At 33.3% G+C, this 21,129-nt stretch carries 20 protein-coding genes and 1 pseudogene; 5 read left to right on the plus strand and 16 right to left on the minus strand.

Features of this window, described 5'->3' with window-relative positions:
* Positions 1 to 204 precede the first annotated feature (204 nt).
* Together FP433_RS05515 and FP433_RS05520 are read left to right on the plus strand one after the other, a co-directional pair.
* Positions 205 to 1,821 (plus strand): APC family permease, encoded by a 1,617-nt coding sequence (locus FP433_RS05515; protein WP_265484182.1) that lies wholly within the window; start codon positions 205 to 207, stop codon positions 1,819 to 1,821.
* Positions 1,822 to 1,904: 83 nt separating this feature from the next.
* Positions 1,905 to 3,128, plus strand: a complete 1,224-nt coding sequence (locus FP433_RS05520) for a DUF4097 family beta strand repeat-containing protein (RefSeq protein ID WP_265484181.1) — start codon at positions 1,905 to 1,907, stop codon at positions 3,126 to 3,128.
* A 26-nt stretch (positions 3,129 to 3,154) separates the two neighbouring features.
* On the opposite strand, the gene crcB is transcribed toward FP433_RS05520, so the two are convergent.
* The 4 genes from crcB to glmS all read right to left on the minus strand — a co-directional run bounded on the left by crcB (position 3,155) and on the right by glmS (position 6,583).
* On the minus strand, positions 3,155 to 3,508 hold the full coding sequence (gene crcB / locus FP433_RS05525) for a fluoride efflux transporter CrcB (protein ID WP_265487254.1): 354 nt from the start codon (positions 3,506 to 3,508) through the stop codon (positions 3,155 to 3,157).
* Positions 3,509 to 3,515: 7 nt separating this feature from the next.
* Entirely contained in the window at positions 3,516 to 3,890 is a 375-nt protein-coding gene (locus FP433_RS05530; RefSeq protein ID WP_265484179.1) for a fluoride efflux transporter FluC, read from the minus strand.
* Complete coding sequence (locus tag FP433_RS05535) at positions 3,890 to 4,699, minus strand: Cof-type HAD-IIB family hydrolase (protein WP_265486546.1); 810 nt, start codon at positions 4,697 to 4,699, stop codon at positions 3,890 to 3,892. The genes FP433_RS05530 and FP433_RS05535 overlap by 1 nt, the downstream gene beginning before the upstream one ends.
* A 72-nt stretch (positions 4,700 to 4,771) precedes the next feature.
* Positions 4,772 to 6,583 carry a glutamine--fructose-6-phosphate transaminase (isomerizing) gene (glmS, locus tag FP433_RS05540; RefSeq protein ID WP_265486547.1) on the minus strand — a complete coding sequence of 604 codons (1,812 nt, stop codon included), beginning with the start codon at positions 6,581 to 6,583 and terminating at the stop codon, positions 4,772 to 4,774.
* 488 nt (positions 6,584 to 7,071) lie between these two features.
* Here glmS and FP433_RS05545 point away from each other — a divergent pair, with 488 nt between their 5' ends.
* Positions 7,072 to 8,718, plus strand: a complete 1,647-nt coding sequence (locus FP433_RS05545; protein ID WP_265484175.1) for an APC family permease — start codon at positions 7,072 to 7,074, stop codon at positions 8,716 to 8,718.
* A 69-nt stretch (positions 8,719 to 8,787) separates the two neighbouring features.
* Here FP433_RS05545 and glmM read toward each other — a convergent pair whose 3' ends face one another.
* From glmM to murB, 8 genes and pseudogenes are all read right to left on the minus strand, one after another.
* Complete coding sequence (gene glmM / locus FP433_RS05550; protein ID WP_265484173.1) at positions 8,788 to 10,140, minus strand: phosphoglucosamine mutase; 1,353 nt, start codon at positions 10,138 to 10,140, stop codon at positions 8,788 to 8,790.
* Between the two features lie 18 nt (positions 10,141 to 10,158).
* Positions 10,159 to 11,130, minus strand: coding sequence for a YbbR-like domain-containing protein (locus tag FP433_RS05555; protein WP_265486548.1), 972 nt, complete (start codon positions 11,128 to 11,130; stop codon positions 10,159 to 10,161).
* On the minus strand, positions 11,127 to 11,972 hold the full coding sequence (gene cdaA / locus FP433_RS05560; RefSeq protein ID WP_265484171.1) for a diadenylate cyclase CdaA: 846 nt from the start codon (positions 11,970 to 11,972) through the stop codon (positions 11,127 to 11,129). The genes FP433_RS05555 and cdaA overlap by 4 nt, the downstream gene beginning before the upstream one ends.
* Before the next feature lie 38 nt (positions 11,973 to 12,010).
* Positions 12,011 to 13,084 (minus strand): ABC transporter substrate-binding protein, encoded by a 1,074-nt coding sequence (locus FP433_RS05565; RefSeq protein WP_265486549.1) that lies wholly within the window; start codon positions 13,082 to 13,084, stop codon positions 12,011 to 12,013.
* Entirely contained in the window at positions 13,081 to 13,875 is a 795-nt protein-coding gene (locus tag FP433_RS05570) for an ABC transporter permease (protein WP_265486550.1), read from the minus strand. The genes FP433_RS05565 and FP433_RS05570 overlap by 4 nt, the downstream gene beginning before the upstream one ends.
* A 2-nt stretch (positions 13,876 to 13,877) precedes the next feature.
* A pseudogene (locus tag FP433_RS05575) lies at positions 13,878 to 14,686 on the minus strand (ABC transporter permease).
* A gap of 4 nt (positions 14,687 to 14,690) precedes the next feature.
* Positions 14,691 to 15,779 carry an ABC transporter ATP-binding protein gene (locus FP433_RS05580; RefSeq protein WP_265484166.1) on the minus strand — a complete coding sequence of 363 codons (1,089 nt, stop codon included), beginning with the start codon at positions 15,777 to 15,779 and terminating at the stop codon, positions 14,691 to 14,693.
* A 44-nt stretch (positions 15,780 to 15,823) separates the two neighbouring features.
* The gene (gene murB / locus FP433_RS05585) at positions 15,824 to 16,729 is read right to left on the minus strand and encodes a UDP-N-acetylmuramate dehydrogenase (RefSeq protein ID WP_265484626.1); all 906 of its coding nucleotides are present in this window, start codon (positions 16,727 to 16,729) and stop codon (positions 15,824 to 15,826) included.
* A 136-nt stretch (positions 16,730 to 16,865) separates the two neighbouring features.
* Between murB and FP433_RS05590 the strand changes: the two genes are divergently transcribed.
* Positions 16,866 to 17,399 (plus strand): 3'-5' exonuclease, encoded by a 534-nt coding sequence (locus FP433_RS05590; protein ID WP_265487255.1) that lies wholly within the window; start codon positions 16,866 to 16,868, stop codon positions 17,397 to 17,399.
* Between the two features lie 18 nt (positions 17,400 to 17,417).
* On the opposite strand, the gene tsaE is transcribed toward FP433_RS05590, so the two are convergent.
* From tsaE to FP433_RS05605, 3 genes are all read right to left on the minus strand, one after another.
* Positions 17,418 to 17,897 carry a tRNA (adenosine(37)-N6)-threonylcarbamoyltransferase complex ATPase subunit type 1 TsaE gene (gene tsaE, locus FP433_RS05595; protein ID WP_265484165.1) on the minus strand — a complete coding sequence of 160 codons (480 nt, stop codon included), beginning with the start codon at positions 17,895 to 17,897 and terminating at the stop codon, positions 17,418 to 17,420.
* A 2-nt stretch (positions 17,898 to 17,899) separates the two neighbouring features.
* The gene (gene pta, locus FP433_RS05600) at positions 17,900 to 18,880 is read right to left on the minus strand and encodes a phosphate acetyltransferase (RefSeq protein WP_265486551.1); all 981 of its coding nucleotides are present in this window, start codon (positions 18,878 to 18,880) and stop codon (positions 17,900 to 17,902) included.
* Positions 18,881 to 18,954: 74 nt separating this feature from the next.
* Positions 18,955 to 19,641 (minus strand): uracil-DNA glycosylase, encoded by a 687-nt coding sequence (locus FP433_RS05605; protein ID WP_265484163.1) that lies wholly within the window; start codon positions 19,639 to 19,641, stop codon positions 18,955 to 18,957.
* A 74-nt stretch (positions 19,642 to 19,715) separates the two neighbouring features.
* On the opposite strand from FP433_RS05605, the gene FP433_RS05610 reads away from it, so the two are divergent.
* Positions 19,716 to 20,579 carry a Cof-type HAD-IIB family hydrolase gene (locus FP433_RS05610; RefSeq protein ID WP_265484162.1) on the plus strand — a complete coding sequence of 288 codons (864 nt, stop codon included), beginning with the start codon at positions 19,716 to 19,718 and terminating at the stop codon, positions 20,577 to 20,579.
* On the opposite strand, the gene FP433_RS05615 is transcribed toward FP433_RS05610, so the two are convergent.
* Positions 20,576 to 21,100: a hypothetical protein gene (locus FP433_RS05615; protein ID WP_265486552.1), complete on the minus strand. Its 525-nt coding sequence runs from the start codon at positions 21,098 to 21,100 to the stop codon at positions 20,576 to 20,578. The two genes, FP433_RS05610 and FP433_RS05615, sit on opposite strands and share 4 nt — an antisense overlap.
* Between the last annotated feature and the right edge of the window lie 29 nt (positions 21,101 to 21,129).

Genomic DNA, 21,129 nt, shown 5'->3' on the forward strand with positions numbered 1-21,129 from the left:
CTCTCATTAAATCACCGAATTTATTAATCCTAAAAATAATTTAATTAATGATAATTTTTCCTCTATTTTTATTAAGCAGAAAAAGTTACAATAGAAAGCGACCTCAAAAGTTGGAGGACTTTTTATGGCAGAAGATAAAAAGAATAAATCTCCTGGTACTTAATTTTGTTAGGAAAATTAAACAAAATTAAGAAAGATGGGAAAATGATTAATACAGAAAATAAAAAATATATTTCTTGGCCTACTTTAACCCTAATGGCTTTTGTAACAGTTATCGGTTTAGATGATATCATGTACAATTTCCAAAATCAGGGGATGCAGGTTATTACTTCTTGGGTTTTAATGCTCATTTTTTATGTTATTCCTTACTCACTAATGGTTGGGCAATTGGGTTCTACTTTTAGCAAAGAAGGCGGTGGACTTTCTTCTTGGGTAAGAGGAACAGATGGGGAGTTTTTAGGCTACTTTACAGCTTGGACATACTGGGCTGCTTCAATTCCTTATGCTGTTGATTCTGCAAATGAAATTATTGTTGATATTGGCTGGGCATTCACTGGCTCCAGTGATTTTCAAGATAAAATTCCTAATTGGGAATTTGCCCTACTCACCTTTGCAATGTTTATCATCTTTATTTATATTGAACATAAATTCTCTAATTCAATGGAAGTTTTAGCTACCATTGGTGGGGTGATGATGTTTGCAATGACGGCTCTTTTTGTATTTATGGCTGGTGTAGGATTAATTAAATCCGGCGGTCATATGGCAACGCAGCCCTTTACTTGGAAAACTATTATTCCAAACTTTGGTAATTTACATTACTGGACAACTATTGGGATGCTGATTTACGCTATGAACGGTGCAGAATTAGTTGCTCCATATGTTGTTAAAATGAAAAATCCAAGAATCGATTTCCCTAAAGCAATGATAGCTTTAGCTGCAATGACAGCCTTTTTAACTATTTTAGGGTCTTTAGCTCTTGGAATTTACTTTGATGCTTACCATATCCCAAAAGATTTAAAAATGAACGGATCCTATTATGTTTTTGATGCTCTTGGTCACCAATTTGGATTAGGTAAAATTTTACTTTATATTTTTGCCTGGACTTCAGTATTTTATAATGCTGCTTTACTTGCTGTCTTGCTTGACGCAATGACTAGAATGCTAATTTCCGATACTGGTGAAAAGTACATGCCAGGTTTTTTACGCAAAAAAGACAAAAACGGTTTACCAATCAATGGGTACATTTTAACAGTGTCTCTTTCAGCATTCATCATGCTCTTGGGAATCTTTTTGCCAAATATGAATGATATTTTTAATTGGCTTTTAAATCTTAATGGAATTATTTCTCCAGGAGTTACTTGCTGGATCTTTTACTCATTTATGCGAATTAGAAAACATCCTCAAAAATTCCCTTCCCAATATGTTTTCATCAAAAATAATACTCTTGCCTACCTAGTGGGCTTAGCTTTATTAATTATTACGGCAGTGGCAACCATCTTTGGAATTGCTCCTCAAGATGTACCAGCTTACAGTCACCTTTGGTGGTATGAATTAGCTATTAATATCATTGCTGTTATTGTTTTAATTGGATTAGGGGTAATTTTACCAGGAATTAGAAAACGTGAAATTGAATATGGGATAGCGTTTGACAAAACCCAATGGATTATTATATTAATCGTAATTATCGGTTCAATTATCCTCGATCTCTATCTCGGAAGTTTAACCCACCTCAATTTACGTGGTCTCTATATCTTAATTGAAGCCCTTTGTGCCCTTGGGATTTGTTGCTTCGTTGGTTCACCTGCTCCAAAAGAAAAATAAAATTAAAGATTTTGAACTCAAAGTTCAAAATCTTTTTTAGTTGATGCTATAATTAAATGTTGAATTATAAAGGAGACATATAAATGTTTGAGAAAAAAATTGACCAACTTTTTGAAAAACTTCCCCAAACTTCATCTTTAACTTATTTTCGAGATATGTTACAAACAAATCTGCAACTAATTTTAGATGAAAATCTTCAAAATGGTAAAAACAAAGCTGCTACTGATAAAAAAATTAATAAATATTTCACTACTTTGGAAAAAGTTTTTTCTCAAGTTACTCCTGATACTTTAGAGCGCTTAAATACGACTGATATTGATAAATTTCTTTCTAAAATTTTTGATTTAGAAATGGTGAACGAACTTCACTTAGAACTTAATCAAATTGATGAGTTACATTTAAACTATCGATTTTGCGATTTAATTATTCTTCCCAGCTTTAATGATCAAGCTGTTTTACAAGACTACATGTCTCGTGATATTCCTAAGCTTCATTCCACTATCGAAAAAATTGGAAATGTTATTAAAATTAAACAAGGGCCACGAAAATTAGTTGGTATTTTTAAAGCCAAAGTTTTACTTTTTCTTCCTAACAGTTATACTGGATTTTTAAGTATTAGAAACCAAAGTGGTCATACTTCTGTTTATCGCTTACGGAGCCAAGGATTACTTGATATTACAGGAATTAGTGGAAATCTTTTGCTAAAAAATCTCCATGTCAAACGCCTACAAGCGGATTCTAAATCTGGTAATGTTCACTTAGAAGATTGTAATGCAGAGTCGGTCCATATTAATTCTCATTCAGGTGAACTTGTAATTGATACTTTAAAAGTTCTTGGACAAGAGGACGATGCCTCTTTTACTACAAATAATGGTTCTATTACCCTACATTATGTTTCTGCAAACCAACTTTATTTAGCAACTAAGTCTGGTACCCTAACTTTAGAAAATTGTCAGGCTCTGCTCAGTAAAATAAATACTAATTCTGGCAATGTTAAAATTACAGAATCTAACCTTAATAGTAGAATTACTACCCAGTCTGGTAATATCAAGGCTCTCCTTTCAGACCAATTTTCTTCTAAGATAGCTTTAACTACTAAAACTGGCAATATAAAAATTAAGGCTAGCCCTAATTTATTATTTACTTTTTCAATTTCTTCCATCAAAAATATCTCTAAACTACCTTTAGAATCAATTATTTTTGATAAGGGGAGCGATGATATCGATGGATATGTTGGTAATGAAAATGCAAAAGCTAACCTTACCCTTAAAACTATAAGTGGAAAAATTAAAATCACTGATGAATAAAAGAGAATTGCCTAGGCAATTCTCTTTTATTTTCCAATCCAATATCCAATAAATACCAATCCTAATCCAACAAAATAGGACAAAAAGAAATAAAGTGAAAAAGCTACATATCTGCGACTTTGCCATTCTTTTAACAACTCTACATTTAATGTCGAAAATGTAGTATATCCTCCCAATACTCCTGTTCCTAATAAAGCATAGATAAATGGAGAGAGATTTTTAGCATAAACTACTCCTAGTAATAAAGCTCCACTCAAATTAATTAGTAGGGTTGCATAAGGTAAAAACGTTGACCAATGCTTTTTGCCGTAGTTAGTAATCGCATATCTAAGAACTGCACCTAATATTGCACCTATTCCTGCCAAAAAAATTGTTTGTATCACTGCTTTATTTCACCCTTCTACCTGCTAATTTGCCGACCATCATTCCTAAGTTTGCTAAGCCAAAACCTATAATAATTGAAGCAAAAAAGTAAACCCAGGCTGTAGTGGATTGAGGACTTTGAAGTTGTTTCAAAGTATCTAAGTGAAAGCTAGAAAACGTTGTAAACGCACCAACAAATCCTGTCATTAATCCAGTTGTTAACCATTGAGGAGCTTTTTTATTTATAAAAAAATAAGTAAAAAAAGCTAATAAAAAGCAACCTACTATGTTAACAATGAAAGTTCCTAAAAGCGACCATATAATATTTAAATATGCTCGCAATGCTCCTCCAAAAAATGCAAAAAAGCCTACACTTATATAATTTTTTGCTTTTGTCATTAAAACACCAATCTTTCTAAGGCGTAGGCTATCCCATTATGATTATTTGTTCTAGTAACAAAATCTGCCTTTTCTTTAATTTCTTCGATAGCATTTCCCATGGCAACTTTTTTAAAGGCCGGTACTGAAAACATTGATAAATCGTTACTTTGATCACCAAAGATCATTACTTCATCTTCTTTTATTCCTATTTTTTTTGCTAGCTTTTTTAAAGCATTTCCCTTAGAAGCAGTTTTTGAATTCAATTCAAATAAGCTAGGATCAGAAGTAGAAGCATTGTAATCTTTGAAATCTTCCCAATTTATTTCCTTCAAAAATTCTTCTATTCTTTTCGAACTACCTGTATACATCCCTTTTACAAATGTGAAATCCTCAGGTATTTTTTCAAAATCTTCTACCTTTATTGGCATCTTTGTCAGCCAACTTTCTTGTGAAAGATAAATATTAATAATTTTATCTAAAGTTACAAAATAATCCTCTAGTTCAACGTGAAAAGGCATTTTATATTTTTTAGCAAGTTCCAAAAAATATGTGAAATCTGCAAAATTCAAAATATCTTTCACAATTTCTTTACCTTCCATATCAAAAACTAATGCTCCATTAAAGGTAATGGCATATTGTTTGTCACCCTGTAACTCTAATTCTTCTAAATATTCTTTTACTCCTGGAAATGGACGTCCTGAACAAGGCACAATACTAATTCCCATCTTGGCAGCTTTTTGTAAAGCTTTTTTTGTTGCTTCACTAATTTTATGATCTGATGTTAATAAAGTACCATCTAAATCTACCGCAATTAATTTTATAGCCATAAAATCCCTCTTTTCTATACTAAAATTATACAAAAAAAACGCTCTTATTTAAAAGAACGTCTCTTTTGAAAATTATTCAACTGTAACAGATTTAGCTAAGTTTCTTGGCTTATCTACGTCTAATCCCTTATTTTTAGAAGCATAATAAGCTAATAATTGTGTTGGAATAGCACTTACCAATGGAGACAAGTAATAATCAACCTTAGGTAAAACTACATCGTCGCCTTCTTTAGCAAAATCCTTGCCTGCAAATACCATTACATTAGCTCCCCGAGATTCTACTTCTTGAATATTACCACGAGTTAAATCACCAGTAGCAGGATCATTGATAATTGCAATTACTGGAGTCCCCTTTTCAATAAGGGCAATAGTTCCATGCTTCAATTCGGCAGCAGCAAAACCCTCAGTTTCAATGTAAGAAACTTCTTTTAACTTCAAAGCCCCTTCAAGTGCCAATGCATAATCAACTCCACGACCAATGTAGAAGGCATTGCGAGTATTAGCCAAAAACTTCTTAGCTAATTCATCAATTTTTTCTTTTCCATCAACTAACTCTTGCATTCCTTCTGCAACTAAAGCTAACTGATGTTTTAAATCAAAGTTTTTAGCAACTTCTAAACCTTTTTTCTCTCCCACTGCTTTTGCTAAGATTGCCTGAACAGCAATTTGAGCAGTGTAAGCCTTTGTAGAGGCCACTGCAATTTCTGGACCAGCTTCAAGAAGCATAGTATAAGTAGCTTCACGTGAAAGAGTTGATCCTTCAACATTAGTAATAGTCAAACTTGGCAAGTTACGTTCATTTACTTGCTTTAAAACAACACGTGAATCTGCAGTTTCACCCGATTGTGATAAGAAGATAAAGAAAGGTTTTTTAGATAATTTTGGGAAGTGATAACCAAATTCAGAGGCTAAGCCAACTTCTACCGGAATATCAGAATATTCTTCAATTAAATTCTTACCTACTAAACCCGCATGATAACTTGTTCCAGCAGCCAAAATGTAGATTCGATCACTTTCAGACATTGCATCTACAATTTTTTGTTCTACTCTTACATCACCATCTGCACCAAAATAAGTTTGAGCCAAGCGACGCATTACTGCAGGTTGTTCATCAATTTCTTTAAGCATGTAGAACTCGTAAGTACCCTTAGAAGCAGCATTTGGATCAATATTTAAAACATGAGACTCCCGTTTTTGAACTTCACCATCTACATTCTCAATTACATAAGAATCCTTGGTAATATCAGCAACATCACCATCTTGTAAATCCACAAAAGTCTTTGTTTGATCCAAAACGGAAATTGCATCTGAAGCAATAATGTTGAAACCATCACCTAAGCCTAACATCATTGGTGCCTTATTTTTTGCAATGAAGACATGACTAGGATTAGTGTTATCCACTAATAAAAACGCATAAGATCCACGAACTAATTTTAAAGCTTCTTTGAAGGCTGAAAAACCATCTAAGTTCTTTTCACGCGCAATCTTAGCTACTAATTGCACAACTACTTCAGTATCAGTAGTTGACTTAAAGTTTACTCCTTGTAAATATTTTTCCTTTAGTTCAGCATAATTTTCAATTACACCATTATGAACCAAATAAAAACGTCCATCTTCTGAAAAATGAGGATGAGCATTATCTTCAGTTGGTTTTCCATGGGTTGCCCAACGAGTATGACCAATTCCGACCATACCTTCTTGATCTGGAGTTAATTTAGCTTCAAGGTTACTAATTCTACCTACTGCTTTTATTAAGTATTCGTCACCTTGCAAATCATTTAAGTAAATACCAGCTGAATCATAGCCACGATATTCTAAGTTCTTTAATCCATTTAAAATTATTTCCTTAGCAGGTTTTCCAACCACACCAACAATACCACACATAAGTTTTCTCCTTTTTGCCTAAACAATTATTAAAATTGGTCTAGACTGTAATTTTTAATTAAAAAATTGTTGTCAGTACTGTTATAATAGTAAATTATTTTGTTTAGGTCAAGCAAAATATAACAAATTATTTAAAATTGGTCTAATTATATTTTTTATTTTAACGATTTACATAATCGTTTTATTTGTTTTTTGGATTTTATTGCTCTATCATCGAACATAAATAGGTATACGACTTAGTACCCTGTTTTAATAACGTATTACTTTCTAATTCATTAATATAAATAATTGTTTGTGATGAAGAAGTGACTTCACTCTCTTCTATCCTCTATTATTTATTTTTTGAGAAAGGGACTTAAAATTAATTGGCTTTAATTTTAATTTCTTAGACTACTTTTGTTACCACTAACTTAAAGTTCTGTTTAACCATCATGGTACTTTCATTTTTAGGAAGTTTTTAGTAATAAAATGAAATGGAAGTGTTTTTTATGCCTTCAGATTCGGAAAAGGCAAAAACTAAACGAATTTATATTTCTGTTCTTGCATTGACTTTAATGAATGTTACTATCATTGCAGGAATTGGTAATGATGTCCAACAAGCCTTCTATGGCTTAACATCTGTTACTTACTTTGCGATTGGTGCGATTGCATTTTTCATTCCAACTGCATTAGTCGCTGCTGAACTAGCATCTGGTTGGAGTAACAGAGGAGGTATTTTCCGCTGGGTTGGAGAAGGTCTAGGAAAAGGTTGGGCTATCACCTGTCTTTTAATTTTGTGGTTCCAGACCATGATCAACTTTGGAATGGGGATGCCAAGCTATGCCGCTACTATTCTTTTCTACACCCCGATGTATAAAAAGGCGGTTCAATTTGCTCAACATCCACAACATGAAGTTTTAATTATGACTGGATTTATAATTTTATATTGGGTGCTTACATTTATAGCCACTAAGGGGGTCAAAGCTTTTGCTCGTGTTGCAAAATACGGAGTTTTAATTGGTACCTTTATTCCTTTAGCACTAATGATTATTTTAACAATCGTTTGGTTATGTCAAGGGCACCAACCCGCAATTCCAATGACTCCTAAGGGTTTAATTCCTAAATGGAACGGCATGGGAACCCTTGCTTTGGCAGCTGGTGTCTTCTTCTCATATACTGGGATTGACATGAATGCAGCTCACATTAAGCAATTAAAACATCCCGAAAAAGATTTTACTAAAGCAATCTTTATTTCAATTATCTTAGTATTCTTAATCTTTGTTGTCGGAACTGTCATTATTGCCATGGTTGTCCCTGAAAAGCAAATTAATGTTATTTACACCTTAAATACTGTCTTCAGAACTTTAGGAGCCACGATTGGTATTCCATGGTTATACATGGTCCTTGTCTGGGCTGGTTTATGTAATGTTTTAGCCAGTGTTATTACTAACATGGCTGGTCCTTCTTTTATGCTTGGACAAGCTGGAGGGAGTGGCTTTTTGCCTGACTGGTTCCAAAAGAAGAACAAACATGAAATGCCTTCTCATTTAATGTATACACAAATTGCTGGTATGACCATTATTGCTTATCTAGTTAAGCTTTTACCAAATGTTGAAGGTTTCGTAATTATGTTAACCCAAACAATTACTGTGTTATACATGTTTTATTATGTATTAATGTTTATTACTTTCTTAAAACTTCGCTACGATCAACCTAACCGCCCTCGAGCATTTAAAGTTCCTGGTGGAAAATTTGGGGCATGGCTAGTAGCTGGTTTAGGATTAATTTCTTGTGTATTTGGTATTGTATTAGCAATTTATCCGCCTGCACAAGTCAAAGCAGAAGTTGGTTCTCCAATAACATATGTAGTAGTTATCTTGGTTTTAGTTGCTGTAATTTTAGGAATTTGTTTCATTATGTACCAACTATCCAAGCATCACAATTGGGTAGATCCTACTAATAAATTTGCTCCATTTACTTGGGAAATTGAAGGCCTCAAAAAGCCTGGTAAAGTTGAATCAAATGTTCCTACAGAACTAATGTCTAAAGGTCAAAATCCAATGGGAATGCCTATTAAACGTCCGTACAAGCCAAATGAAATGGTTTCTAAGAAGATAGTCGAAGAAGACCTTAAACATCCTGATCTTGAATCATAAATAGAAGTATAATAAAAAGCTGTAAAAGTGACGTCACTTTTACAGCTTTTTATTATAGTTAGATCTTTATTAGTTACCCATTTCTTCACGAACGATATCTGCAACTTCTTCACAATATTTATCCGCTAATTCTTGAGTTGGGGCTTCAGTCATTACACGAAGCATACTTTGAGTTCCAGAAGGTCTTACAAAAATACGTCCTTCATTGCCCAATTCTTTTTCAACATGTTCAATTGCCTGTGTAATCTTAGGATAATTTTTCCAAGTATTCTTATCCTTAACTGGAACATTAATTAAACGTTGAGGATATTCCTTGAAATCTTTTAACAACTCACTTAAGGATTTGCCAGTATCTTTCATTACATAAAGTAGATGAAGACCTGTAAGCATTCCATCTCCAGTATTGTGATAGTCACTAATAATTACGTGACCTGATTGTTCTCCACCAAGGTTATAACCATTTGCACGCATTTCTTCAGAAACATAACGATCTCCTACTTGAGTACGGATATTCTTGATACCCTTTTTTTCTAAAGCTTTAGTAAAGCCAAGATTACTCATTACTGTAGTTACAATTGTATCTTTCTTTAAGCGACCATGTTCTGCTAAATAGCTTCCGATAACATACATAATATGATCACCGTCAACTTCATTACCATTTTCATCAACAGCTATACAACGGTCTGCATCCCCATCAAATGCAAGTCCTAATTGAGCACCTTGCTTTACAACTTCTTCTTGCAATTTTTCAGTGTGAGTAGCACCTACATGATCATTAATATTTAAGCCATCTGGATGAGTAGCAATTGTAGTGAAATCAATGCCAAGATCCGCAAATAAACGAGAAATCAAGGCACTTGATGCACCATTTGCCCCATCAACTACCACCTTAATTCCGCTTAAATCTTCCGGCAAAGTATTTTCAATGAATTGTAAATACTTTGAAGCTCCTTCATGGTAACTAGTTACTGTGCCTAGTCCTTCTGCCGATGGACGTGGAAGATTGTCTTCACTTGAATCAATTAAAGCTTCAATTTCCTCTTCTTTTGCATCTGATAATTTTAACCCATCACTACCAAAAAACTTAATACCATTATCTTCAACTGGATTATGAGAAGCGGAAATTTGGACTCCTGCATCTGCGCCTTGAGCTCTTACTAAATAAGATAAACCAGGGGTAGTAATAACTCCTAATTCTAAAACTTCAATTCCAACAGAAAGCAATCCTGAGATTAATGCATATTCAAGCATTTGTCCTGAAATACGTGTATCTCTTGAAACTAAAACTTTAGCTCTCTCACCTGGCTTTTTGTCCTTAGTTAAAATATATCCACCATAACGACCTAATTTAAACGCCATTTCTGGAGTTAAACCTTCATTGGCTACTCCTCTTACACCATCTGTACCAAAATATTTAAGCATAATTATAGACACCTTTCTTTAATCACTTTTTTTATGTGAAGATTGTAAAACTTCAATATTAACCTTAATTTCTTTAGGATCGCTTTCTTTAATTCCTTTAGGCAAGACTAACGGAATTGTCTTTTCAGTATTAGAAGTAATAGATTTCAAATTTACATCTACCGGTAATTCCTTAACTGTCTTTAAACTATTTTTAGTACCATATAAAGTTACAGTATTTTTATCAGCATTAATAGAATATTTTTTATTTCTGTCCTCATTACTTGTCTTTAATTTTATTTTTACACTTTTATGAGGAAGATAAATTGGAATACTAATATTTGCCGTTAGCGGATCAATTACTACATTTAATTGTCGATTCTTAGAATCTACAGCTGTTAAAATTACTTCCCGACTATACGTAGTAGCTTGGCCCTTAGGCAAGACCGCTTTTGCCCTAATATGATCAATTTGATTGACCTCGCCTTGTGCACCAGTAACACGCACTAGTCTAGGAGAACTCTTAGGTGTACCAACCATGTAATTTTTAGCTATAGCACTCTTATTATACTCTATTTGAACAGGAAAAGTTTGGGATTTTCTCTTTTGAATATTAACTTTTACCAGTTTAGGTTGAAGGGTTGCTTTTACTTGCGAACTCATTCCATTTAACTGAATCTTTACCTGATGCGAACCTGGTTTTAAATTACTCAAATCAATAAAAGCTCGAAAGTTCCGTGTATTAATAATTGAGGTAACTAAGGCGTTTGCTCCTTTTAAAGTTACACTAACTTTATCAGGATAGCCCGTAACATAATACTTATCTGTATCTACAGAGACTTGCAAGGGTACTTTGATAGTCTCTGTTGTGGTAGCTGTTGTCATCGTAACTGATTTTTTCCCTTGTGGGAAAAAACCTTGTTGATTCCAATTAATATAAATTGCTAATAAAATTGCTAAGACCAACGCTACAGCTCGATAAAACCAGGGACGATCTAAATTTTTTTTCATTTATGCGACCCCCAATACCAAATTCGATTAATAATTTTTTGATACCATTTAGGTTCTTCAGTTTTTTTAGCGGGAACAAGTTGGGCACGTAGATACTTCAAATATTCTTCTCTACTCATATCTAACATTAACTGACTATTACGAGTAAGGGTAACTCCACCAGTTTCTTCAGAAACTACAATTGTGATTGCATCTGTTACTTCTGAGATACCTACCGCAGCTCGGTGGCGTGTGCCAAGTTTTTTAGGAATTGTTGTACTATCAGATAAAGGTAAATAGGCAGCTGCTACTGCAATCTTTCCATCTCTAATTACAACTGCTCCATCGTGTAAGGGTGTATTAGGAATAAAAATATTAATTAGTAATTCTCCCGTAATATCAGCATCGAGTGGGATTCCTGTTTCAATATAATCTTCTAAACCTGTATGTTGTTGCAAAGTAATCAGAGCACCAATTCTTCTTTTTGACATATACTGAATTGCTTTATCCAATTCTTCAATCATTTTCTCTGAACTTTGTTTTTTATTTGCATTCGCCCCTCCAAAAATTGGCGACCTTCCTAAATGTTCAAGCCCACGTCGAATTTCTGGTTGAAAAATCACAATAATTCCAATCACTGACCAAGATAGAATTTGATCCACAAAATAAGTTAAGGTATGCAGATTCAAAAATCCTGCCACTATTCGGACTAAAATAATTAAAGAAATTCCTTTGACTAATTGGAGAGCTTTTGTTCCTTTTACCAGCATAATTAAACGATAAATGATATACCAAACAATTAGAATATCAATAATATTCATTAAATTTTGCCAAGTAAAAATATTTCCAATATCAAACTTCACTTGATCCCCTCACTTTCTTTTTATATCTTACCGTATTATTAACGAGCGTACATCTTAAATTCTAAAAATAAATCATTATATTCTTGAATCTTTTTCGGACCTAAATCTTGATAAACTTGTAAATTTTTCATTGCTTGCATTGATGGATAAAATTGCTTATCATTTTTTATCGTCTTCGGTAATAATTTCTGCGCTGCTGTATTAGGAGTAGGATAGCCAATATATTCAGCATTTTGAGCCGCATTCTTAGGATTTAACATAAAATTAATAAATTTTTGTGCTCCCGTGACGTTTTTAGCAGTTTTAGGAATCACAAAATTATCAAACCAAAGATTCGAACCTTCTGGTGGAACTACATAATGTAAATGTTTATTTTCTTCTAGCATTGTTCTTGCTTCTCCCGACCAAGTTACTCCCACCGCCGCTTCATTCTGAATCATATACATTTTTAACTCATCAGAAATTATTGCCTTTACATTTGGGCCTAATCCATCAAGCTTAGCCTTAGCTAATTTTAACTTTAAAGAATTAGTGGTATTCATCGAATTTCCCATTGAAGCTAAAGATAACCCCATGATATCGCGTGCTGAGTCTACTAATAAAATATTATGACGATAATCTTTTTTCCAAAGATCATCCCAGTGTTTAATAGCACCCTTTTTTACATATTTATCATTGTAAACAATTCCTAAAGTTCCCCAAAAATAAGGAATTGAATATTCATTATGAGGATCAAAAGAATGGCCTAAGAATTCATGTCCAATATACTTAAAATTAGGTATTTTTTTAGTATCAATTTTATCAAGCAAGTTTGCTTTACGTAATTTTGCAATCATATAATCAGAAGGTACTGCAACATCATAAGAAGTCCCACCCTGCTTTAGTTTTGTGTACATTGCTTCATTTGAATCAAATGTTTCATAGGTTACATGATAACCTGTTTCCTTTTCAAATTTTTTAATTAATTTTGGATCAATGTAATCTCCCCAATTGTAAATGATAAGATTCTTACTATTTTTTGTAACACCTACTTCATTTAACCGATGGACTACAAATTCTAGTCCTAAACAAAGGACTAAAATACTACAAATCCCAATAATTAACTTCTTCACTTATTCTTCACCTTCTTTTTTCTTCTTTTTAGACTTACAAAGTAATACCCAAATACAATTAGCATTACCAAGGCAAACATAATTGTACTTAAAGCATTAATTTCTAAGTTAATCCCCTGTCTTGCACGTGAATATATTTCTACTGAGAGCGTCGAGAAGCCATTACCCGTTACAAAGAATGTAACAGCAAAATCATCTAATGAATAAGTCAAGGCCATAAAAAAACCTGCTAAAATTCCAGGAGTTATTGCTGGAAGAAGAATTTTATTAAAAATTTGCAGACTACTTGCTCCTAAATCTTTTGCGGCATCTATTAACGATGAATCAAATTCATATAATCGTGGTAAAACCATCAACACCACTATTGGAATTGAAAAGGCAATGTGACTAAGTAGGACTGATACAAAGCCTAATCCTATTCCTAAAGCAGTAAAAAAAATTAAAAAACTTGCTCCAATAATTACATCAGGCGACACCATCAAAATATTATTTAGAGCTAACAAAACTCCTTTAGTCTTTTTATTACGAGTTTCACTAATTCCAATTGCTCCCAAAGTACCAATAATTGTAGCAACTACACTAGAAAGCAAAGCCAAAATAATAGTTTGTACAAAAATAGCTAATAACCTAGTATCCGTAAAGAGGTCCCGATAATGATCCCATGTGAAAGTTTTAAAATGATCCATATTTTGCCCACTAGAAAAAGAGAAGTAAATTAAATAAAAAATTGGTAAATATAGTATAAAAAGTACTAATCCAAGATATAGGCGTGACCACTTAATTTTTTTCAATCTCAAATTCCTCTCTTTTGTTTTTTAGTTGCTGAAGAAGTAGTCGTAAGCATCACAATAACCATCAAAATAATTAAAACTACTCCAATTGTAGAACCCATTGGCCAATTCATTGTCGTCATAAAATACTCTTCAATTGCTGTTCCTAAAGTAATTACTCGATTTCCCCCAATTAATCTCGTTAACATAAAAAGAGATAAAGATGGGATAAAAACTGCTTCAATCCCAGCTTGTACTCCTGATTTAGACAAAGGCCAGAGAACCTTTTTCAAAGTTTGCCATCTATTAGCTCCCAAATCTCTGGCAGCCTGTAAAACAGCTGGATCGACATCTTTAATTCCATTATAAATTGGTAAAATCATGAACGGTAGTTCAATATAGGCGGCTACAAAAATAAAGGCTGCATTTGTAAATAAGATATTTGCTGGTCCAATTCCAAATAGATCTAAAAAATTATTCAATAATCCATTTTCCCAAAAATACCAATAAAAGCATAAGCCTTTAGTAAGAGATTAATCCAAGTTGGTAAAATAATTATTAAAAGCCAAAATTTTTGGTTCTTCATCTTACTTAAAATATAAGCTACAGGATAAGCAATCAGCAAAGTTAACAATGTCACTAAAAATGCATACCAAAATGAATTAAAAGTCATTCTCAAAAAATTACTATTACTAAAAAATTGAGCAAAATTACTTAAAGTAAAACCATCACTACCAGTGAAAGCATTAACTACAATTAAAATAATTGGGGCAATCACAAATAAAAGTAACCATAAAAAATAGGGAACCAAAAAGATAGCTTTTCTCTTCATTCTTCTACTCCTCTTCATAGGTTTCTAATCTTTTATCAAATTCTTCTTCACTTTCTCCAAAACGCATGACGTGAATATCTTCTGGATCAAAGTATAAACCTACTTCTTTCCCAATAACAGTAGGATTTGTTGAGTGAATCAACCATTCATTTTCATCACTATCTTTCGCTTTAATTTCAAAATGATCACCTAAAAATAATTGACTTTGAACAACTGCACGTAGTTTACCCTGCTTAATGCTAGTTATATCAATATCTTCTGGTCTAATCACTACTTCAACTTTTTCACCAGATTTAATTCCAGCATCTGCACACTCAAAAGTATGATTGCCAAACTCAACTTTAAAGTCCTTAACCATTCTTCCTGGTAAAATATTAGACTCACCAATAAAACGCGCTACAAAATCATTAACTGGTTCATCGTAAATATCTACTGGACTACCACTTTGTTGAATTTTGCCTTCATTTAGTACAAAAATTTCATCACTCATTGCTAGAGCCTCTTCTTGATCATGAGTAACGAAAATAAAAGTAATCCCTAGTTTTTTTTGAATTTCTCTTAATTCAAACTGCATATCTTTACGTAATCTTTTATCTAAGGCAGACAATGATTCATCTAAAAGCAAAACTTTAGGTTGGTTAACTAAAGCTCTTGCAATTGCGACACGTTGCTGTTGACCTCCACTAAGTTCCGAAATTTCTCGATTAGCAAAACCATCTAGCTGCACCATATGAAGGGCTTCAGTAACTGCTTGTTTGATTTCTCTTTTTCCTTTTTTCTTTAAGCGCAACCCAAAAGCAATATTTTCAAAAACATTCATATGTGGGAATAAAGCATAATTTTGAAATACCGTATTTAATTGTCTTTTAGAAGCTTCCAAATGAGTGATATCTTTTCCATCAAATAAGATCTTCCCTTGCGTGGGTTCACTAAAACCAGCTATCATTCTTAAAATCGTTGTCTTTCCCGAACCAGATGGACCTAAAAGTGAATAAAATTTACCTGATTCAATAGTTAAATTAATGTCCTTCAGTGCTACAAAGCCATCGTCATATTCTTTGCGAACATGCTCTAGTTTAATGATGTCACTCATTTTAACCCCCTAGAAAAAGCTACAAGATTACTTGTAGCTTTTGTTTAATCTTTATCTTTTCCAATAATTCTAACTTCAGTTTGTAAATCAACATCAAAGTCTTCTTTAATCTTTTTTTGAATCAAATGAATTAAATCCAAATAATCAGTAGCAGTCGCTCCCCCAACATTCACAATAAAACCTGCATGCTTTAATGAATCTTGCGCGCCTCCAATTTGCTTTCCTTGAAGTCCAGCTTTAATAATCATCGGACCTACAAAATGGCCTTCGGGTCGCTTGAAAACACTACCGCAAGAAGGATACTCTAATGGTTGTTTAGCACGGCGCAGTCCATTAAAATATTCCATCTTATCTTTAATAGCAAACTTATCGCCAGTTGCTAACTTAAAAGTTGCCTGAATAACAATATCACCATTATCCTGAACGAGGGAATGACGATAACCAAATTTCATCTCATCATGACTATAGGTTTTAAATTGGCCATCTCTAGTTATAACTTCTACTGATTTAATTACAGACGAAGTTTCACCACCATAGGCTCCAGCATTCATAAATACTGCTCCTCCAATACTTCCCGGAATACCAGCGGCAAATTCTAAACCACTTAGTCCCGCTTCATAAGCAGCTTGAGAAGTATCAATAATCTTAGCACCTGCTTGTGCAACAATTAAATTATCTTCTGGGTAAGCTTTAATTTCATTCATTTCAGTTAAGATAATAACTAGCCCATCAATTCCTCCATCTTTGATAATAAGATTAGATGCATTTCCAATTATCGTTAATGGGATTTGATAGTGATGTGCTACTTCTACTAATTTCTTTAATTGATCTAAATTTTTAGGAAAGGCTAAAAACTCAGCTGGTCCTCCAGTTTTGGTAAAAGTAAATTTAGACAGAGAAACATTTTTCTGTATATTAAAGCCTTGTTCTTTTAATTCCATTAAGTCCATCATTAAATTTAACTCCCTTATTACCTCTGCAATCTTCTTATCTAATAATACCGCAAAAATTATACTTTTTTCTACTAAGATGTTATGATTAGCTATGTTATTTTCAATTACTTTAATTAAAAAGAAAGAAGAACAAATGAATTTTATTGCAATGGATTTCGAAACTGCTAATTTTTCACCTGAAAGTGCATGTTCTTTAGCAATTGTAATGGTTCGAAATAATAAAATTATCGATAAATTCTATACTGTCATTAATCCACAAATGCCTTTTAACTCACGTAATATTAGAATTCATGGCATTACAGCAAACGATGTTAAAAATGCTCCCACAATGGCAGAAGTTTGGCCAAAAATCGCAGGACTTTTTCGTCCTGGGATGCTGGTAGCAGCCCATAATGCACGTTTTGATACAAATGTTTTAAAAAAATCGCTTGCTCGCTACGGAATTAGTGAACCACACTATCTTGTTCTTGATAGTTTAGCTACCAGTAAGCGTTTTGAACCTGAGCTACCTAATCATAAACTAAATACTGTTTCAGAAGCGTTGAATATAAATCTTTGGCATCACCATAACGCCTTAAGTGATAGTGAAGCTTGTGCAGAAATTATAATCAAACAAAATCAGCAATTTGGAGATACCCCTATAAAAAAATTAGTCAAGCAAATTTAGCTTGACTAATTTTTACTTTTATAAAGATTTAATTATTTTTTCCCACCATTGAGCATACTTTTCGCCTTCAATAGTCGCTTCTATTCTTCTTTTGGTTGAATCCCAAGAATCATCTACCCGCTTAATATTTAACTTAAGATAATTTTTCGGTAAACTTTCTTCAATAAATTGCGGCCATTCTATAACTACTATCCCTGGTTGGTTTAGGTAATTTGGCATATCAATACTTGATAAATCACCATCTTCTTCTAAACGGTACATGTCCATGTGATATAAAGGAATTTTACCTTCTGGATATTCCCTCACAATTGTAAAAGTTGGACTTTTTACAGGGCGTTTGATATTTAAAGCTTTAGCAATTCCTTTTGTTAGAGTTGTTTTTCCCGCCCCTAAATCCCCTGTTAGTAAAAGCAAGGATTGGGGCTTTGCAGTGTTACCTAATAGCATTCCGAAATTTTGCATTTCTTCATCTGAATTAATGTTTAGAACTTTCTTCATAATTAATCCTTATCTGTATTAGCTTGGGCTGCTGTTAAAATAATGGTTAAATATGCATCTTCAACTGTACATCCCCGAGATAAATCATTAATGGGCGCTGCCATCCCTTGAAGTACCGGGCCAATTGCAGTAAATCCACCTAATCTTTGAGCTACTTTGTAAGCAATATTTCCAGCCTCTAAATCAGGAAAAATAAATACATTAGCATGTCCTGCTACTTTTGACTTAGGAGCTTTAGCTTTTGCTACACTTGGTACAAAAGCTGTATCAAATTGTAATTCACCATCTGAAGCAATTTCTGGATGATCCTTTTTCATCACTTCTGCTGCATCACTAACTTTATCTACAAATGGACCTTTAGCTGATCCTTTAGTTGAAAAGCTTAAAAAAGCAACTTCTGGTTTTAAATCAATCATTTTAGCTGTTTGCGTTGATTGATAACCAATTTCTGCTAATTCGTCACTATCTGGATCAATATTAATTGCACAGTCCGCAAATACATACTTCTCTTCATTACGTTCCATGATCATTGCTCCTGAAACTCGCTTCATTCCAGGTTTAGTCTTAATAATTTGTAGAGCTGGTCTTACTGTATCAGCTGTCGAATGAGCAGCTCCTGATACCATTCCATCAGCCTTTCCTTCATAAACCAACATTGTCCCAAAATAACTAACATCTCTTAGGATATCTCTTGCTTGCTCTAAAGTATTTTTTCCATGGCGTAATGTCACAAAGTCTTCACACATTTTTTCAAAGCCATCATAAGTATCTGGATTAATTATTTCAATGCTTCCCAAATCTAACTCTAAACTTTGTGCCTTATCTAAAATTTTATCTGGTTCCCCTAATAAAATTAGTTTTACAATGCCTTGTTTATCTATCCTACTTGCAGCAGTTAATATTCTTTCATCTGTTCCTTCTGGCAATACAATAGTTCTAATATTTTCCATTGCTTTTTTCTTCAATAATTCAAACACTTGCATTTTTATACCTCGTCTCAATAATTCTTTAATCTTATTGTACCTTGCCTATTCAAATTACTCAAAATCTTTAAAAATTACTGCTTAACTTCCTTTGGCAATTGCCAATCAATCGGTGTTTGACCCATTTTTATAAGAGCTTCATTACAACGTGAGAATGGCCGTGACCCAAAGAATCCTCTATTAGCTGAAAATGGGCTTGGATGTGGAGACTTGATAATAATATTTTTAGAAGTATCAATTAAAGGAATTTTATTTTGAGCAAATCGTCCCCATAAAATAAAAACAACATTTCCACGTTTGCTAAGAGCTTTTATAGCTTCATCTGTTACTGCTTCCCATCCTTTTCCTTGATGACCATTCGCATTCCCATAAGGAACAGTTAAAACACTATTAAGTAATAATACTCCTTCATCCGCCCACTTTTTCAAATACCCATGAGTAACGGGAACTGCTCCTACATCATCATATAATTCTTTATAAATATTTTCTAAAGATGGAGGAAGTTTAATTCCTGGATTTACACTAAAACTCATTCCCGTTGCTTGACCAGGATTGTGGTATGGATCTTGACCTAGAATCACAACTTTTGTTTTAGAAAAAGGTGTCAATTTAAAAGCCGTAAATATATGATACATATCTGGATAAATCTGCTTAGTAGCATATTCTTTTTTTAAGAAATCATGAAGATTTTGATATGCAGGACTTTCAAAAATAGGATTTAGAATTGTATCCCAATCATTTCCAATTAAATTTTTAGCCATAATTAACCTTCTTTAATCTACTTAATCTACCATGGTATTATTATAGATGATATTAATACATTATGGAGGTTTTTATGATTAAATTAATTGCCAGCGATATGGACGGTACCCTTTTAAATGGGGAGATGCAGATTTCCTCAGAAAATATACGCGCAATCAAACATGCTCAAAAAATGGGAATAGAATTTTTAGTGGCAACTGGTAGAACCCGTAATGAAGCTCTACCACTTCTTAAAAAAGCTGGACTGGATACAGGCTACATAAACATTAATGGAGCCCAAGTTTATGATACTCAAGGAAACTTAGTTATTGAAAAACCTATTGCTCGTAATAAAGCACTTGAAGTAATCAAAATTTTAAAAGAATCTGGTTCTTATTTTGAAATAGCATCAGGAGACCACGTTTATTCTGAATCTCGCATTCGTCGCATTTCTAATGTGTCTGATCTCTTAGTAGACTTAAATAAGCATCTCTCTTTGAAAAATGTAGTTTCTTTTGCGGGCGGATCTGATCAAGTCCTAAATGTTACTTTTATTGATTCTTTTGAAAAACTGTTTGCAGATCCAAATTTTAAAGTTATGAAATTTGTGGTCTTTGATCCTGCTGGACCACAAGCTTTTAAAGATATTAGAAAAGAACTTAAAAAAATTGGTGGTTTAGTTGGAACTGCTAGCTCTTCAACAAATCTTGAAATTAATCATGAGGCCGCTCAAAAGGGGATTGCCTTACTAGACTACGGCAAAGCAAAGAACATCACTCCTCAAGAAATTATGGCTATCGGAGATAATTTTAATGATGAATCAATGATTAAGATGGCTGGAATTGGTGTAGCAATGGAAAATGCTGTACCAGAAATTAAGGAAATTGCCTCTTTTATTACCAAAAACAATAATGCATCTGGTGTCGCTCACGCCATTTATACTTTGACTAAGTCTTAGTAAAAGATTTCTCCCTTTGTGATTCCGGCATGTTCTAGCAAATAGAGTAAGTCACGGTATACTAATTGAGTTCCATCTGCGCATTGGTGTCTAATCCAATCATATAAACGATTAAAAATTAATTGTGAGGCAGTCATTAAGATTTCATCATTTTCCTTTGAAACCTCAGGTGCAACCCGCTTTAAATATTCCCTAATTTCTTTTTTATAAAACTCACAATTACATCTTTTTTCCAGTGCTAATTGATAGATATTGTAATAAAAATTCATGTCTTCCTTGATGCGAGCTAATAGATACAACAAGCGCCCTGGTAACTTTTCCTGTTGTCGCATTCGTAAGTGATACTTCATTTCATAAACTACGGCCCGTCTTAACACAGAGTTTAAGGTTTGGTGTACACGGTAAAAATTTGAGCGGGTAATATTCAGGTCTCTACATAAAGTAGTTACTCGCAACGTTTTAACATTCCCTTGAGATAAAGTTTTATGGATATAGGCATGTATCTCAATAAATCCAGTCATTCTTTTCTTTCTCCTCATATAATCCTCAT

This window comes from Lactobacillus sp. PV012 (genome assembly GCF_014522325.1).
GTDB lineage: Bacteria > Bacillota > Bacilli > Lactobacillales > Lactobacillaceae > Lactobacillus.

What these genes read in the sequence shown, in the direction of transcription:
- FP433_RS05615 (WP_265486552.1), bottom strand. Translation starts at nt 21,100, where the DNA reads ATGACTGGATTTATTGAGATACATGCCTATATCCATAAAACTTTATCT.
- FP433_RS05530 (WP_265484179.1), bottom strand. Translation starts at nt 3,890, where the DNA reads ATGACAAAAGCAAAAAATTATATAAGTGTAGGCTTTTTTGCATTTTTT.
- murB (WP_265484626.1), bottom strand. Translation starts at nt 16,729, where the DNA reads ATGGACTTAATGGAATTAAAAGAACAAGGCTTTAATATACAGAAAAAT.
- tsaE (WP_265484165.1), bottom strand. Translation starts at nt 17,897, where the DNA reads ATGAAGAAAGTTCTAAACATTAATTCAGATGAAGAAATGCAAAATTTC.
- FP433_RS05520 (WP_265484181.1), top strand. Translation starts at nt 1,905, where the DNA reads ATGTTTGAGAAAAAAATTGACCAACTTTTTGAAAAACTTCCCCAAACT.
- FP433_RS05605 (WP_265484163.1), bottom strand. Translation starts at nt 19,641, where the DNA reads ATGGCTAAAAATTTAATTGGAAATGATTGGGATACAATTCTAAATCCT.
- FP433_RS05590 (WP_265487255.1), top strand. Translation starts at nt 16,866, where the DNA reads ATGAATTTTATTGCAATGGATTTCGAAACTGCTAATTTTTCACCTGAA.
- glmM (WP_265484173.1), bottom strand. Translation starts at nt 10,140, where the DNA reads ATGCTTAAATATTTTGGTACAGATGGTGTAAGAGGAGTAGCCAATGAA.
- FP433_RS05610 (WP_265484162.1), top strand. Translation starts at nt 19,716, where the DNA reads ATGATTAAATTAATTGCCAGCGATATGGACGGTACCCTTTTAAATGGG.
- FP433_RS05515 (WP_265484182.1), top strand. Translation starts at nt 205, where the DNA reads ATGATTAATACAGAAAATAAAAAATATATTTCTTGGCCTACTTTAACC.
- FP433_RS05580 (WP_265484166.1), bottom strand. Translation starts at nt 15,779, where the DNA reads ATGAGTGACATCATTAAACTAGAGCATGTTCGCAAAGAATATGACGAT.
- FP433_RS05545 (WP_265484175.1), top strand. Translation starts at nt 7,072, where the DNA reads ATGCCTTCAGATTCGGAAAAGGCAAAAACTAAACGAATTTATATTTCT.
- FP433_RS05535 (WP_265486546.1), bottom strand. Translation starts at nt 4,699, where the DNA reads ATGGCTATAAAATTAATTGCGGTAGATTTAGATGGTACTTTATTAACA.
- glmS (WP_265486547.1), bottom strand. Translation starts at nt 6,583, where the DNA reads ATGTGTGGTATTGTTGGTGTGGTTGGAAAACCTGCTAAGGAAATAATT.
- FP433_RS05555 (WP_265486548.1), bottom strand. Translation starts at nt 11,130, where the DNA reads ATGAAAAAAAATTTAGATCGTCCCTGGTTTTATCGAGCTGTAGCGTTG.
- pta (WP_265486551.1), bottom strand. Translation starts at nt 18,880, where the DNA reads ATGCAAGTGTTTGAATTATTGAAGAAAAAAGCAATGGAAAATATTAGA.